General features: G+C 61.3%; 11 protein-coding genes. 6 read left to right on the forward strand and 5 right to left on the reverse strand.

The window, feature by feature from the left end:
- Positions 1-76: 76 nt before the first annotated feature.
- Positions 77-694 carry a GntR family transcriptional regulator gene (locus LAC81_RS06230; protein WP_113537767.1) on the reverse strand — a complete coding sequence of 206 codons (618 nt, stop codon included), beginning with the start codon at positions 692-694 and terminating at the stop codon, positions 77-79.
- 271 nt (positions 695-965) lie between these two features.
- Here LAC81_RS06230 and LAC81_RS06235 point away from each other — a divergent pair, with 271 nt between their 5' ends.
- The 5 genes from LAC81_RS06235 to LAC81_RS06255 are packed head-to-tail and all read left to right on the forward strand — an operon-like array spanning position 966 to position 9,476.
- Positions 966-2,225 carry a ferric reductase-like transmembrane domain-containing protein gene (locus LAC81_RS06235; RefSeq protein ID WP_223727114.1) on the forward strand — a complete coding sequence of 420 codons (1,260 nt, stop codon included), beginning with the start codon at positions 966-968 and terminating at the stop codon, positions 2,223-2,225.
- A gap of 43 nt (positions 2,226-2,268) precedes the next feature.
- The gene (locus LAC81_RS06240) at positions 2,269-5,493 is read left to right on the forward strand and encodes a c-type cytochrome (RefSeq protein WP_223727115.1); all 3,225 of its coding nucleotides are present in this window, start codon (positions 2,269-2,271) and stop codon (positions 5,491-5,493) included.
- Between the two features lie 10 nt (positions 5,494-5,503).
- Complete coding sequence (locus tag LAC81_RS06245; RefSeq protein WP_223727116.1) at positions 5,504-6,403, forward strand: OmpA family protein; 900 nt, start codon at positions 5,504-5,506, stop codon at positions 6,401-6,403.
- Between the two features lie 2 nt (positions 6,404-6,405).
- Positions 6,406-7,950 (forward strand): caspase family protein, encoded by a 1,545-nt coding sequence (locus tag LAC81_RS06250; protein WP_223727117.1) that lies wholly within the window; start codon positions 6,406-6,408, stop codon positions 7,948-7,950.
- 38 nt (positions 7,951-7,988) lie between these two features.
- Positions 7,989-9,476, forward strand: coding sequence for a caspase family protein (locus tag LAC81_RS06255; RefSeq protein WP_223727118.1), 1,488 nt, complete (start codon positions 7,989-7,991; stop codon positions 9,474-9,476).
- Positions 9,477-9,551: 75 nt separating this feature from the next.
- On the opposite strand, the gene LAC81_RS06260 is transcribed toward LAC81_RS06255, so the two are convergent.
- From LAC81_RS06260 to LAC81_RS06275, 4 genes are all read right to left on the reverse strand, one after another.
- Positions 9,552-10,328, reverse strand: a complete 777-nt coding sequence (locus LAC81_RS06260; RefSeq protein ID WP_113537665.1) for an amino acid ABC transporter ATP-binding protein — start codon at positions 10,326-10,328, stop codon at positions 9,552-9,554.
- A 17-nt stretch (positions 10,329-10,345) separates the two neighbouring features.
- Entirely contained in the window at positions 10,346-11,503 is a 1,158-nt protein-coding gene (locus tag LAC81_RS06265) for an amino acid ABC transporter permease (RefSeq protein ID WP_223727119.1), read from the reverse strand.
- Between the two features lie 4 nt (positions 11,504-11,507).
- A complete protein-coding gene (locus tag LAC81_RS06270; RefSeq protein ID WP_113537663.1) occupies positions 11,508-12,701 on the reverse strand; it encodes an amino acid ABC transporter permease in 1,194 nt (397 codons plus the stop codon).
- 93 nt (positions 12,702-12,794) lie between these two features.
- Positions 12,795-13,820, reverse strand: a complete 1,026-nt coding sequence (locus LAC81_RS06275) for an amino acid ABC transporter substrate-binding protein (protein WP_113537662.1) — start codon at positions 13,818-13,820, stop codon at positions 12,795-12,797.
- 339 nt (positions 13,821-14,159) lie between these two features.
- Between LAC81_RS06275 and LAC81_RS06280 the strand changes: the two genes are divergently transcribed.
- On the forward strand, positions 14,160-15,350 hold the full coding sequence (locus tag LAC81_RS06280) for a cystathionine beta-lyase (RefSeq protein ID WP_223727120.1): 1,191 nt from the start codon (positions 14,160-14,162) through the stop codon (positions 15,348-15,350).
- Positions 15,351-15,392 lie beyond the last annotated feature (42 nt).

Raw genomic sequence — 15,392 nt, forward strand, 5'->3', positions numbered from 1 at the left:
AAGGGTGGAGTGGGAATGAAATCGCTGTAAAAGCAAATGCTTGCAGCGATTTCTTTGGGTCATCTCGAATGCGTCTTCAGGCGTCTGACAGATAGCTCATCAACTCCGCCATGGCCGCCGACGCAGCGGGAGCGTCGGCTTTTTCGATCGCATCGATGACGACGACATGGCGGCGAACCGATCCGGCCATCTTCTCCGGTGAGGACGATGCAAACCAGATGCGGCGTGCATGCGTCTGCAAGGGGGCGAGCGCGGCAGTGAGGAAGCGGTTGGGACAGGCCTCTTCCATCAGTTCGTCGAAGACTTTGTCGGCCACGAGGAAACCTTCCATGTCGCCCGCGCCGAGGCATGCGGTCATCTCCGCGCCGCAGGCTTTCATCGCCCCTCGGTCATCAGCGCTTGCGTGCGTTGCGACCAGGGCTGCGGCAAGCGGCTCCAGCTGCTGCCGCGTCTGCATGACATGCACCTGGTCGTCCGGGCGGATCGTGGTGATCTGCAGGCCGACGCGCGGTCTGACCTCCATGAGGCCCTGCCAGGCGAGCTTCTGGATCGCCTCTCGAACCGGCGTCCTTCCAAGCCCCGCCAGTTCGATCAACTGTCTCTCGGTAACCAGGGCGCCAGGCTCGAGCTTCAGCGTGACGATGAGGCGTTCGAGCGCGAGGTAGGCGAGGTGCGCATGGGATTGCAGGGACATGCCGTTCCTTTGCTTCTGATATATCAGGAGCTTGCACATTTTTTCACAAGGAGGCAAGCAAGGCGAACATCGCGTCCCGATATCGTCTGTGAGGCTGACGTGAGCCTTGAGGATGATAAATAAGCGAATGCTCAAAAGTACAAAATTTCAAAGGCATGAATAAAGGAAGCTCACCAGCCGTTTCCAAGGGGATTGATGTTGACGAATGGTAAGGGGCTTGTCAGTCTTTCCTTGGCAACAACCGTCTGACGTCGGCGTTGAGGGGCGCAAGATGCAAGTGGGCGCGTTTCTGGTCTGGTCGTTGATGGTGATTGCGGGGCTGCTGGCCGTGCCGGCAGTCAGCCACACCAATGGCTTGACGACATTCTCTTTAATGGCCTCTTCCGCCGCCTTCGTCGGCATGGCGATCGCCCAGTTCATGGCCGCGCGCCCACCGTTCGTCGAAGCCTTGTTCGGCGGCCTCGACCGCGCCTATCACTTCCACCGCAAGATCGGCATCTCCGTGCTGCTCCTCATCTTGGTCCACTACTTCCTGAAACCGGATTTCAAGGGGCTGGCCCTGACGAGCGGCCTGAACCAGCTGGCGGCCTCCGCCGGAAAGTACGCCTTCTATGGGTTCGTGGTCCTGTTCGTCCTGAGCATCGTCAAAGTCATCCCAAGGACGAAGATCGAGATCCCCTATCATCTCTGGCGCTACACGCACCGCCTGATCGGTCTGCTCTTCGTCCTGGTCGCCTTCCATCAGATGTTCATCAAGCGCCCCTATGACGGGACGGCGCTGTTGGCGGTCTACCTGAACATCTTCGCGGCAGTTGGCATATTGAGTTACGCCTATACCCAGTTGTTGCCGTGGCTCAGGACGCGCGGCTACGAAGTTTTCGAAGTGGCGAAGCACGAGGGCGCGACGGTAATTGTGGCACGGCCCATGGGGCGGCGCCTCCGCGCGAAGCCGGGGCAGTTCGGTTTCCTGCGCGTGATGAAGCCGGGTCTGCGCGAACCGCATCCGTTTACGATTGCCGGCATCGATGCCGACGGCGTCCTGCGCTTCGCGATCAAACCGCTCGGTGACTATACGCAGGCACTGCGTGATGACGTCGCTGTCGGTGACCGGCTGAAGCTCGAAGGCGGCTATGGCCGCTTCAATCATCGCCGCGGCAGCAAGAAGCAGATCTGGCTCGCCGGAGGCATCGGCGTCACGCCGTTTCTGGCTATGGCGCGGCACCTGAAGGGCGATGAAGGGCAGGAGATCCATATGGTCTACTGCGTGCGCGACAGGCGCGAAGCGATCGGCCTGGAAACCTTCGAGGCGCAAGCCGAAAAACTCGGGAACTTCAGCTTCGTCCTGCATGATTCTTCCATGGATGGACGCCTGGACGCGGCCAAGCTGGCAACCGGAAGCGCGATCGATCCGGCTGAGGCGGACCTTTGGTTCTGCGGTCCGCCGCCGCTGAGAGAGGCAATCGTCAAGGGGTTGAAGGAGCTCGGCAAAGGGCCGCGACGGGTCGAGTTCGAGCAGTTTCAGTTTCGATAGCAGCAGATTTCAATAGCGACTTTTTTATTGAGGAGAGGGTTTCATGCGTGGTCTGCGGAGAGGGCGGGAGAGCGTCTCGCGAAAAGCCGGCCTTGGCACGGGATCATTGGCGGCGTCGGTGCTGCTCGCCATCACGGTCTGTCCGAACCTCGCAGAAGCGCGCGACGCCTTCGCCGATGACGCGTTTTCGACCTACAAGGCGAATGTCGACAACGGCAAATACATGTTCAATGCCGCAGGCTGCGGTGCCTGTCATGGCTCCGGCGATAATACCGAGCTGCTCTCCGGCGGCATGGAGATGAACACGGCAATCGGCACTTTCTTTGCGCCGAACATCTCATCGCACGTAAACGGCATCGGCGGCTGGAGCAATGCACAGTTTCTGAACGCCGTGCTGGTCGGTCTCGACCGGGACGGCGACAATCTCTATCCGGTCATGCCCTATACATCCTATGGCGGGATGAAGCCGGAGGACGCGCTCGACATCAAGGCCTATATCGAGACGCTGCCGCAGTCTGACGCCGCCTCGAAGGAACACGAGATTGCCTTCCCCTTCAGCCGCCAGACGACGATTACGCTCTGGAAGCGCAGCCACTTCACGGTGCCGGGCTATCAACCGCGCGAAGAGACGCAAGCCGAGCGCGGCCGCTACCTTGTCGAGAATGTCGGCGCCTGCGGCGACTGCCACACTCCACGCACGACCACCTATGGCCTGGACCAGGAACGCGCCTATCAGGGCGAAAAGGACCTGACCGGCGCGGTCGCGCCCGACATCAGCAAGGCGAAGATGGCCGGGCTTGCCTCGCCGCAAGTCTTCACCAAGGGTTTGATCGACGACGGTAAGAAACTCTCGGGCGTACCGGTCGCCGATCCCGTCATGCGGCGCATCGCCAAGGGCATGGCCGTGCTGGCGGAGGACGACCGCAGGGCGATCTATGCCTTTCTCGCTGATCGCGAGGTGAAGGCACCGGCGCCGGTGGCCCAGTCGGTGACGGCCGTCTGCAAGGAGAATACGGCGGCGGATGTGCTTGGCGGCGAAAACGCGGCACTGGCACAGCAGGCGGATGCCTTCATCGGCAAATACTGTCGCAATTGCCACGGGCCGGGTGAAAGTTCGCAAGGGAGCTACCCCGCCGGTGACCTCGCATCGATTGCAGCCGACGCCAATTTCGTGACGCCGGGTGACGCATCGAAATCACGCCTCTTTTCGACCGTCGTTAGCGGCCGCATGCCGCTCGGCAAGCGGCCGTCGACAGAAGAGATCAAGGTGCTGGAGGACTGGGTCAATTCCCTGAACGAAAAGAGCCTGCCGCAGACCGCGGCGGCCAAGCCAGAGCGCTCGCGACCGATTTTAGCCTACGGACAATTCGTCGAGGCAGCGCTGAAGGACATCGAGACGGTCGGCACACTCGATCGGCCGTTCATGCGCTACTTCTCCTATCGCGACCAGTACAATGGCATGATGGGCTGCGAGGACGACCAGACCTTCATGAAGCGTATGGACGTGCTCGCCGGCGGCTTCAAGAAGCTGCTGAATTCGCTCTCCTACGGCCCGAAGCTGGTTCTGCCGACTGAAGTCGATGGCACCAACGGGCTGCTCGTGCGCGTCGATCTTCGCGAGCTGCAATGGGGTGCTGCAGACTATGATTTCCTCGCCAGCCGCTATTTCTACGGAATGGCTCCAGAGAGCGATGCTTCGCTGGCTGCACTCGCCAAGGAAACGGCGACGCCGCTGCCGATCATGCGGATCGACTGGTTCATGAGCAATGGTGCCCGGCCGGAAATCTACAACCGATTGATGAAGCTGCCGACCCACATTGGCGAATTGGAAACGCGCTTCAAGATCGACGTGGCCGACAATATTCGCCGGCGCAACGTGCTGCGTGCCGGTTTCGCCGACGGATCATCTGGGGTGTCCGACCACAATCGCATGCTGGAGCGGCACGACATGCCCTTCGGCGGCTACTACTGGAAGTCCTATGATTTCGGTGGCGATCTCGGCAAGCAGGTGCTGAAGCGCTTTCCCCATGGGCCGAAGGAACTTGCGCCGCTCGACGCCGGCCTCGTGCCTTTCGAACATGACGGCGGCGAGATGATCTTCTCGCTCCCGAACGGATTGCAGGGCTATTACCTCTCGACCTCCTCGGGCAAACAGCTCGATGTCGGCCCGACGACGATCGTCTCGTTCCGCAAACGCCCGATCGGCAAGGGCGTGGAGATCATCAACGCGCGTTCCTGCGTCGATTGTCATGCGGACGGGATCCTGTCGAAGCGCGATCAGTTGCGCGAGCAGATCGAGACATCGACCTTGTTCAGCAAGGATCAGCAGGACGTGCTGCTCGCCATGTATGTGAAGCAGGAGGATCTAGACGAGACCTATCGCAAGGATCGCGAACGCTTCGTCAAAGCGCTGAAGGCACTGGGCGTCACTGAGCCCACGCCCGACGGCGGTCTCCAGAGCATGCACGCGCCGGGCGACGCCGAGATCATCACTTACTTTGCCGACAAGTACGAGGACGAGCTCGATTTCGACGCCCTGGCGGCAGAGTTCGACATGACGCCGAAGCAGTTCTCCGATGCGATCAAGCGGGTGACGAACACAGATGTGCTGCGCCTGGGTCTCGACTGGGTGACGACGCTGGAAGCGGGCGGAACCATTCCGCGCAACGAGGTCGAGCAGCAATATGCCTTGCTGCTGCAGCCGCTGCTCCAGCGTCGCCCCTTGGATACTGCAGCGATCGTCGTTGCCGGTGCCGAGCAAGCGCCGCCGGACGCCAAGCCGCAGTCGATTGCGTCTGCCGTGCCTGATTATCGCAAGCAGGATCTGGCGACAGGCAACAAGCTCGAATTGGCGCTCAACGTGAAGTCGACGACGGCGAAAGTCGGCGACCAGCTTTCCTTCGAGCTCAGCGCCAACCAGGCCTGCGAGCTGCAGATCCTCTATGTCGAGGAGAATGGCAATGTCGAGGTCATCCCGGACGTGATGATCGGCAACACCACGCTGCAACCCGGCGAACGACGCCTGATCCCGCAGCCAGGTACCGGCACGCTCACCTTCGATACGCCGGCGCCGGCCGAGTCGATGTTGGCGTTCTGCCGTGCCGGCGGCCTCGGTGACCAGAAGCTCACGGTGGAGAAGGCACGCGAATACGTCTCGAAGTCGCGCTTGCCGCCGACGCGGGGGCTGGCAATCAACCTCGCCAAGCGGGCGCAAGGCGATGCCGGCGCCAGCAGTGTTCAGATGGTGACCTTCGAGATCAAGGATTGACGGGCGAACCATGGTGCAGCTACGGGCATTTCTCCTCGCTTCGGCGGCTTTGGCGGTCTTCACTGCGCCGAGCATGGCCTGCGACGGTCTTCGCCTGGCCTCCGAGGCGCTGAACCGCGCCGACGAAGCCGGCACCAAGGTGGCGGCCGATTCCGTGAACATGGAGGGTTGCTCGGCGACCGAGATAGCGTTGACCCGGCGCGTCGCGGCGCTTGCAACCTTCAATCGGATTGCAGCAGCCGTGGGACAGGGCGCGAAGCTGGAGACCTTCGAAGCGGAACTGACGGCCGCCAGCCGCGACGCCGGCGGCCCCTGGCAGATCCTTGATGCGCTCGGAGACATCAAGCGCGAACGCAAGGATTACGACGCGGCGGCGACCTCCTACCAGCAGGCGTTGGAAGATGCGGCAAACGAGGAACTGACGCCCGATTGGATGGCACCGGACAAGGACTATATCCTGCGTCTGGACAGGCTGGCTTCCGAAATGCGCCTGGCCGCCACCAAGCCCGTCAAGCTTGCCGCGCGTGGTGCCTGCAAGTTCTCCTATCGTGGCGTGTCCATCAAGAAGAAGGCGACGCCGGTGCGCTACGTCTTCGGCACCGCCGAATTCACGCCCGAAGGGTTGCAGTCGGCAAAGGACCTTTTCGAATGCCTGAAGTCGGCGAAGCCGGCTGCAATCACGCTGATTGGCCACACGGACCCGGTGGGCACGACCGAGGCGAACAAGGCATTGTCGATTGCCCGCGCCGAGGCCTTGGCGCACTACCTCGTAGATGCCGGATATCCGGGTAGTTGGACCGTCGTCGGCAAGGGAGAAGAGGAACCCTTCAAGCCGGATGACCCGAGCGCCTATGACGAGGCGATGCTGCACCAGCTCGATCGGCGGGTGGAAGTGGACGTGGGGAACTAGCGGTGCTGGAGAGGGTCCTGCTTTCGACGGCGCTGGTCGTCCTGCCGTTTTCACCGGCCTTCGCGGCCACATCGGCGCTTGTCGTCGGAGTGGACGTTTATCCGCATGAGGTGAGCCTCGACGGCGCGGTCAAGGACGCACGCGATGTCGCGCAGGCGCTGAAGGCGGCCAATGTCGGCACGATCCGCCAGTTCATCAATGAGCAGGCGACGAAGGACGCCATACGCTCCGCCTGGACCGACCTGGTCGCGGGTGCTGCGCGCGGCGATACCATCGTCTTCACCTATGCCGGGCATGGCGCGCAAATGCCTGAATTGATCGCGGGCAGCGAAGAGGACGGTCTGGACGAGTTCCTGGAACTGCCTGGCTTCGACAGGAGCCGAGTGGAGGAAACGCGCAAGGAAATCATTGTCGACAACGAGTTGAGTGCCTGGTTCGCGGAAGCGGAGGCCAAGGGCCTCCAGGTGCTGTTCGTGTCGGACAGTTGCTTCTCCGGCGGCATGAACCGTTCCATTTCGGGCAAGACACGGCTTGCACCGATCGTGCGAGCGAAGGTGCCGCCACCATCAGAAGAAGCGCTCAGGGGTGCGAAGATGAAGGACGTCGAATTGTCGCGGGTGACGATTCTCGCCGCCTCGCTCGAAAGCCAGCCAACGCCGGAAGTGGTGATCGGCGGCGAGCCGCGCGGGGCTCTGAGCTGGAGCTTCGCTCGCGCGATCGAGGGAGCTGCCGATCGTGACGGCGATGGCCGCATTTCGCGCATCGAGCTCGAGGACTATGTGTTCTCCAACGTCAAACTGCAGTCGGAAGCGCTCCAGGTGCCGAACTTCACGCCGCAGGTGCCGCGCTCCGACAAGGAGATTGTGCTGTCCCTGCCGCGCAGCGCGACCATCGGCGCGGGTACGACAGGTGATGCCGGATCGAAATTGAAGTCGCCTCGGGGCATGGGCTGGACCGGGAAACTGGCGCTCAGCGTCACCGGCACGGCCCCGCCGCTCAATAACCTCGGCGGCAGTGGCGTGCCCTACCGCTGGGATGCGGCAACCGGCGTGTTCTACACACCGAACGGCGATGTCGCCGGCGAACATATCGTGCCGGAGATGCTCCAGGGTGCCGTGGACAAGTTCATCCTGGTCGATTTCCTGAAGGCTCTGGCGACACAGAGCCCTGGCAGCGTCTCGCTCACGCCGTCGAAGGATATCTACACGGTAGGGGACCGGCTGAACTTCAAGGCCGCGCAGGGCGATTACGCCAACATGCTGGTTTTCAATCTGGCGAATACAGGGGAGGCACAGCTTCTCGATGCGCAGATTGCCGGCAGCGGCAGCCATGCGTTCCAGCTTCAGGGTCTGGAGGTGGTCAGACCCTTCGGTGCCGATCATCTGGTCGTCATCTCGACCAATGCGCCCATCGACGCCATCGTGGCGGCCTTCTCCAATTCAAAGCTCGATGCAGCAGCGCTTCTGCGCCTGCTTGAGACACGCTTGGAGGGTAGCCAAAGCACCGTCGCCATCCAGCCGCTTTACACGAGGGACCGAGGCCAATGAGCGCGCGTGGCACGTCATGGTGTATGAGGTTTGCTGCGGTGGCAGGGTTCGTCCTGCTTGCGGCTCCTGCCGCGGCCGGCGACCGGGCGCTACTCATCGGTGTCGGCAATTATCCGAACGTGCCGCCAAAGTTCGCGCTGCAGGGGCCGAAGAACGATCTGGTGGCGATGCAGGGCCTGCTGACGGAAAAACTCGGCTTCGATCCGTCCTCGATCCGCGTGTTGAAGGACGAACAAGCGACGCGGGCGGAGATTCTTTCGTCCATGAACACGTGGCTTGTCGAAGCGACCGGGTCTGGCGATCGCGTCTACATCTATTTTTCCGGCCACGGGGTGCAGGTGAAAGACGAAGATGGCGACGAGGAGGATGGACTGGACGAAGCGCTGGCGCCCGTCGATATCTCCTCCGGCGAAACGGACTGGCAGGGCGCAATCCTCGATGACGAGATCGACCAGGTCCTGGAGCGGTTGCAGGGGCGGGCGGTGACGATGGTGATCGACGCCTGCCATTCCGGTACGATCTCGCGTTCGCTCTCCGATGACGTCTCGTCGGGCATCGAGGGCGCCCGTTTCCTGCCGCGGCCTCACGCCCAGCCAGTCGAGCAGGCAATGACGCGCGGCCTCCGGATCGATCTTGGCGTTCTCGACAGGCCGAAGCTGGTGGAAGCGGGCGTGACCGCCTGGAGCGCCGCAGCCCCCTACCAGATTGCCTGGGACGACGTGCGGCCTCCCATCGAGGATCGGCACGGCGTGTTCACGGCAGCTTTCGTCGCCGGCCAGATGGGCGATGCGGCCGACGTCAATGGCAACGGTTTGACGAGCAATGCCGAACTGCTTGAATTCGTAAAAGCTCAGTCGGCCTCTTACTGTGCCTTGCAGGACAAATGCGGCAATCTCGACCCGCAACTGGAGAGCAAGGCGCAGGCCCTTGGCGATAGTGCAGTCGCACCCCGCGCGCTCGGTGCAGGTGGCAACGGGCAGGGGGCGTACCAGCAAACCAACGATCCAAGTGCCATGCCGACGACCTATCAGGATGCCGATGCGGTCAACGCAGTCGGTGACATCATCGGCAAGAGCGAAACCGGCGACGTCGAGCTCACCATGGACCGTCCCACTACCATGAAGCCCGGCGACGTTTTCAAGCTGACGGTCATCAGCCGGACGAGCGGTGATCTGCTGCTTTTCGACGTGAGCAGTCAGGGCAAGGCGACGCAGATCTTCCCGAACGAGTTTGCGCAGAAGATCACGCCGCTTGCGCCGGGCGTGCCCCTGACGTTGCCGGACGAATATTATGGCTTCGATTTCGAGGCCTCGGGCGAGGGTGAGAGCGTCTTCGTGGCACTCGTCGTTAGCGACGCCGTTGATTTGAGCGACGCGGCGCCGAAGAGCCGCGGGCTGAAGGTTGAGCTGAATGCGCGCGAGACCCTGAGCGAGATCGTCGCGCGGCTTCAGAGGGCCTGGGCCGTTGATCTCGACAGAAGAGGTGTAAGCTGGTCCGTCGGGACGCTGCGCTATCGCGTGGAGTAGAACGAACCGGGCCATCGGAAAAGAAAAAGCCCGCCTCGATGAGGCGGGCTTTTTCGTGAAAGCTGTTGGCCGAACCTAGTGCAGGATCTGGCTGAGGAAGAGCTTGGTGCGCTCGTGCTGCGGATTGTCGAAGAACTCGGCCGGCGAGTTCTGCTCGACGATTTGGCCCTGGTCCATGAAGATCACACGGTTGGCAACCTGGCGCGCGAAGCCCATTTCGTGGGTCACGCACAGCATGGTCATGCCCTCTTCGGCGAGGCTCACCATGGTGTCGAGCACTTCCTTGACCATTTCCGGGTCGAGTGCCGAGGTCGGCTCATCGAATAGCAGGATCTTCGGCTTCATGCACAGCGAGCGGGCGATTGCCACGCGCTGCTGCTGACCGCCGGAGAGCTGGCCCGGGTACTTGTTCGCCTGCTCCGGGATCTTGACGCGCTTCAGGAAGTGCATCGCGATTTCTTCGGCCTGCTTCTTCGGCATCTTGCGCACCCAGATCGGTGCAAGCGTGCAGTTTTCCAGGATTGTCAGGTGTGGGAACAGGTTGAAGTGCTGGAACACCATGCCGACTTCGCGACGCACTTCGTCGATCTTCTTCAGATCGTTGGTGAGTTCGATGCCGTCGACGACGATCTTGCCCTTCTGGTGTTCTTCCAGCCGGTTGATGCAGCGGATCATCGTGGACTTGCCGGAGCCCGACGGGCCGGCAATGACGATGCGCTCGCCCTTCATGACCTTCAGGTTGATGTCACGAAGGACGTGGAAGTCCCCGTACCATTTGTTCATTCCGGTGATTTCGACAGCAACATCCGTCGCAGAAACAGTCATTTTGGAAGCAGTGGCTGTGTTTGCCATGCGATCCTCCCCTCATTTTATCGTTTATGGGCCGTGTCGAGCACGCGTTCCATGAAGCCTGAATAGCGCGACATACCGAAGCAGAAAAGCCAGAATATGAAGCCAGCGAAAATTAGCCCTGAGATCGGCGTGACCGCTGAGGCCCAGTTCGCATCGGTGAAGTTGAAGCGAACGATGCCGAGCAGGTCGAACATGCCGATAATCGAAACCAGCGAAGTGTCCTTGAAGAGGCCGATAAAGGTATTTACGATGCCCGGGATCACGAGCTTCAGCGCCTGCGGCAGGACGATGAGGTTCATCTTCTGCCAGTAGCTGAGGCCGAGCGAGTCCGCGCCTTCATACTGCCCCTTCGGGATGGCCTGGAGCCCGCCGCGCACCACTTCGGCCATGTAGGCCGAGGCGAAGAGCGAGACGCCGATGAGAGCACGCAGGAACTTGTCGAAGGTGACACCCTGCGGCAGGAACAGGGGCAGCATGACGCTTGCCATGAACAGGACGGTAATCAGCGGAATGCCGCGCACCAGTTCGATGAAGGCGGTGCAGAGCATCTTGATCACAGGCATGTGCGATCGTCGGCCCAGCGCCAGAAGGATCCCTAGGGGTAGCGACACCGTAATCCCGACGAAGGACAGAATCAGTGTCACCATCAGGCCGCCCCAAAGCGGGGTCTCGACGTAGGTCAGGCCAAACCACCCGCCTGGAAGCAGGATCAGGGCGATAACCGGCAACACCGCGAACAACAGCACGGCGTTGATGCTTTTGTAAGGAACCTTCGGCATCGCCATAGGCACGAGGAAAAGCACGAAGAGGATGCCGACCAACGTTGGCCGCCAACGCTCATCGAGCGGGTAGCGTCCATAGACGAACTGATCGATCTTTGCGTTGACGAAGGCCCAGCAAGCACCGCTCCAGCCTTCCGGTTGCGTGCCGCCCTGCGCAACCGTCGCGCAGACGCCGCGGCCACCACCGGTCCAGGCGGCGTCGAGAAAGAGCCACTGGATTGCCGGCGGCAGGAGCCAAGCAAGCGCAAGCGCGCTGATAATGGTGAGCACCGCATCCTTTGGCGTTGCGAAAAGGTTTTCGCGCAGCCAGTGGACGACGCCGCCTTCCGCTGCCGGCGGTGAGGACGCCTCGATCATCGAGCCGCGGACGAAAATTCCCTGGTGTGTGTTCATGATCTTATCTCTCCACCAGGGCCATGCGGGCATTGAACCAGTTCATGAACAGCGACGTCGTGAGGCTCAGCGACAGGTAGACGATGATCCAGATTGTGACGACTTCGATCGACTGACCGGTCTGGTTGAGGATCGTGCCGCCGACGGCCACCAGATCCGCATAGCCGATCGCGACAGCGAGCGACGAGTTCTTGGTCAGGTTCAGATACTGGCTGGTGAGCGGCGGAATGATGATCCGCAGCGCCTGCGGAATGACCACGAGACGGGTGGTGAGTCCCGGACGGACGCCGAGCGCATGGGCCGCCTCTGTCTGCCCCTTGGACACGCCGCGAATGCCGGCGCGTACGATCTCGGCAATGAAGGCCGCGCTGTAGAACGAGAGCGCCAGGAACAGTGACAGGAATTCCGGACCGATCACCGAGCCGCCCGTGAGGTTGAACTTTCCGGCGACGGGAACGTCGAAGGTGATCGGCGATCCGGTCGCAAGGAACGTCAACAGCGGCAGGCCGATCACGAGCCCAAGCACGGTCCACAGCAGCGGGAAGCGCTGTCCGGTGGCGTCCTGTTTCTTGTGCGCGTAGCGTGCCACGGCAAAGCTGATGACGATCGCGACGACGAATGCGAACAGCGTGAACTGCGAGCCGTCACCGAAAATCGGTTTGGGGAAGGCGAGCCCGCGGTTGTTGAGGAACATGTTGAACGGAAGCACCGCCGATTCACGCGGTTGCGGCAGGATCGCCAGAACGCCGCTGTACCAGAAGAAGATGACGAGCAGCGGCGGGATGTTGCGGAACACTTCGACATAGGCGAGCGACAGCTTGGCGATCAGCCAATTGTGCGACAGGCGGCCGATACCGACCGCAAAGCCGATGATTGTTGCGGTGAAAATCCCGCAAACCGCGACGAGCAGCGTGTTGAGCAAACCGACGAGCAGGGCACGCTGGTAGGTGGAATCGCTGGTGTATGCGATCAGAGACTGTCCGACGTCGAACCCGGCGCGTCCCCTTAGGAAGTCGTAGCCGGAAGCAATATTCGCCCGCTTGAGGTTTTCCATCGTGTTGTCGGCAACCCAGTAGACGAAGGCTGCGAGAACGATGAGGGTGATGACCTGATAAAAGATGCCGCGGACCTGTGGATCGTTGATGATCGACCCCGACGGTTTGCTTTTCTCAGGCGTAGTTGTGACGCCAATCGCCATGCAATGCCTCTTTCCCCTTTTCACCCTTTTGGGTGTTTTTATAGTTGGGAAGGGGAAGCGGTGGCCCGCTTCCCCCAGTCGTGTCAGATCGTCTTAGCGGACCGGCGGGGCATACTGGATGCCGCCCTTGTTCCACAGCGCATTGAGGCCGCGCTCGATCTTGAGCGGGCTGCCGGCGCCGATGTTGCGATCGAAGACTTCGCCGTAGTTGCCGACGGCCTTGATGATGTTCACGGCCCATTCGTTGGTGAGGCCGAGGTCGGTGCCGATCTTGGAGTCAGCTTCGACGCCGAGGAAGCGCTGAACGTCCGGGTTGGTGGACTTCTTCATTTCTTCGACATTTGCCTGGGTGATGCCGAATTCTTCGGCCTGGATCAGCGCGTAGTGCACCCAGCTGACGATATCGAACCACTGGTCGTCGCCCTGGCGAACGGCCGGACCAAGCGGCTCCTTCGAGATGATTTCCGGCAGGATCATGTGATCGTCGGGCTTCGACAGCGTCAGGCGCAGCGAATAGAGGCCCGACTGGTCGGTGGTGTAGACGTCGCAACGACCGGCGTCATAGGCGGCGTTCACTTCTTCGAGCTTTTCGAAGACCACCGGATTGTACTGGAGGTTGTTTGCCTTGAAGTAGTCGGCAAGGTTGAGTTCGGTGGTGGTGCCGGTCTGTACGCAGACGGCCGCGCCCGAAAGTTCCAGGGCCGACTTGACGTTCAGGCTCTTGCGAACCATGAAGCCCTGGCCGTCATAATAGTTGACCGGGCGGAAGTTGAAGCCGAGCGCGGTGTCGCGGTTGATCGTCCAGGTGGTGTTGCGGGCCAGAACGTCGACCTCACCGGACTGCAGTGCCGGGAAGCGTTCCTTGGCCGAAGTGGGCGTGTACTTTACCTTGCTGCCATCCGCGAAGATCGCGGCGGCGATTGCCTTGCAGTAGTCAACGTCGAAACCGCTCCAGTTGCCCGAAGCATCCGGTGCCGCGAAGCCGGCAAGGCCGGTGTTCACGCCGCACTGGACAAAGCCCTTGGCCTTTACGTCATCAAGGGTAGCGCCCGAAGCCGCCTGTGTGCCAATCCCCAAGACAGCGGCGCCAACGAGAGCTGTCAGAATTCTTCTTGCCATTTTTAGAACCTTTTTCTGTTGTCGTTAGTTCCAGTCTGCACCGGCGCCTCTCCTGGCGCGTGCAGTCTCGGCCACCCTCCTGGCGCGAGTACAGACTATCTCATGCTCAAATTCCATGAGGGTCAAGAGAGGGCGCCGATTTTCTGGTTTTGCATGTGAAAAACCCGAAACAAGCCAGAAAGTTAGGCAGATTTGGGGGGTACCGGGCACACTCTGGGCGAAAAATCACCAGAAGCGGCTCGGCAGCGGCCAAAATCGCACTCCTTGATTTTTGCCACTTGACCGCGGTTGTAGCTCATTCGAAGAGTTCCTCTTTCGAAATCAGAAGCGGAACATGCAATGGCAGACAGTGGCAGTGTGAATGGCAAGACGGGCATCAACACCCGTCTCGCTCATAGCGGCAACAATCCCTCCGATTACTTCGGCTTCGTCAATCCGCCGGTGGTGCATGCGTCCACCGTGCTGTTTCCCGACGCGAAGACGATGGAGACGCGTGCCCAGAAATACACCTACGGGACGCGCGGAACGCCGACCACGGATGCGCTCTGCGACGCGATCAACGAGCTCGAAGGTTCTGCCGGCACGATCCTTGTCCCCTCGGGTCTGGCTGCGGTGACGGTGCCGTTCCTTGCCTATCTTTCGGCGGGTGATCACGCGCTGATTGTCGATTCAGTGTATTTCCCGACGCGCCACTTCTGCGACACGATGCTGAAGCGCCTTGGCGTCACCGTTGAATACTACGATCCGATGATCGGTGCCGGTATCGAAAACCTCATCCGCCCGAATACGCGCCTGGTGCACACCGAGGCTCCGGGATCGAATACTTTTGAAATGCAGGATATTCGCGCCATTGCGGATGCCGCGCATCGCCATGGCTGCGTCGTCACCATGGACAACACCTGGGCGACGCCGGTTTACTTCAAGCCGCTCGACCATGGTGTCGACGTATCGATCCATGCGGCCACCAAGTATCCATCCGGTCATTCGGACGTCCTCTTCGGCACAGTGTCGGCGAATGCCGCCCATTGGCCGGAATTGACGGAGGCTATGGTGACGCTTGGCGTCTGTGTCTCTCCGGACGACAGCTACCAGATCCTGCGCGGCCTCAGAACCATGGGTATCCGTCTGGAACGCCATCAGGAAAGCGCCCTGACATTGGCGCGGTGGCTCGAAACGCGGGACGAAGTTGCGCATGTTCTGCATCCGGCACTGCCGAGTTTCCCGGGCCACGAACTCTGGAAGCGCGACTTTACGGGCGCAAGCGGCATCTTCTCCTTCGTCCTGAAAGCGGAAACCCCAGATCGGTTCAAGGCCAAGGCGCATGCCTTCCTGGACGCGCTGAAGCTGTTCGGTCTCGGCTACTCCTGGGGTGGCTTCGAAAGCCTTGCGCTCCAGGTCGGTCTATCAGACCGTAAGGTTGCCTTGGCGCCGACCGAGGGGCCAGTCATCCGCCTGCAGATCGGCCTTGAGGACGTGCCGGATATCCGCCGCGACATCGAAGCGGGATTGGCGGCGGCCAACGCCGTTTGACGGATGGAGGCGCCGCGAACATTCGCGGCGCCTCCATCCGTT

Source organism: Ensifer adhaerens (assembly GCF_020035535.1).
Lineage (GTDB): Bacteria > Pseudomonadota > Alphaproteobacteria > Rhizobiales > Rhizobiaceae > Ensifer.

Excerpts from the sequence above, each read along its gene's own strand:
- LAC81_RS06230 (WP_113537767.1), bottom strand. The coding sequence starts at position 694 with ATGTCCCTGCAATCCCATGCGCACCTCGCCTACCTCGCGCTCGAACGC.
- LAC81_RS06235 (WP_223727114.1), top strand. The coding sequence starts at position 966 with ATGCAAGTGGGCGCGTTTCTGGTCTGGTCGTTGATGGTGATTGCGGGG.
- LAC81_RS06240 (WP_223727115.1), top strand. The coding sequence starts at position 2,269 with ATGCGTGGTCTGCGGAGAGGGCGGGAGAGCGTCTCGCGAAAAGCCGGC.
- LAC81_RS06245 (WP_223727116.1), top strand. The coding sequence starts at position 5,504 with ATGGTGCAGCTACGGGCATTTCTCCTCGCTTCGGCGGCTTTGGCGGTC.
- LAC81_RS06260 (WP_113537665.1), bottom strand. The coding sequence starts at position 10,328 with ATGGCAAACACAGCCACTGCTTCCAAAATGACTGTTTCTGCGACGGAT.
- LAC81_RS06265 (WP_223727119.1), bottom strand. The coding sequence starts at position 11,503 with ATGAACACACACCAGGGAATTTTCGTCCGCGGCTCGATGATCGAGGCG.
- LAC81_RS06270 (WP_113537663.1), bottom strand. The coding sequence starts at position 12,701 with ATGGCGATTGGCGTCACAACTACGCCTGAGAAAAGCAAACCGTCGGGG.
- LAC81_RS06275 (WP_113537662.1), bottom strand. The coding sequence starts at position 13,820 with ATGGCAAGAAGAATTCTGACAGCTCTCGTTGGCGCCGCTGTCTTGGGG.
- LAC81_RS06280 (WP_223727120.1), top strand. The coding sequence starts at position 14,160 with ATGGCAGACAGTGGCAGTGTGAATGGCAAGACGGGCATCAACACCCGT.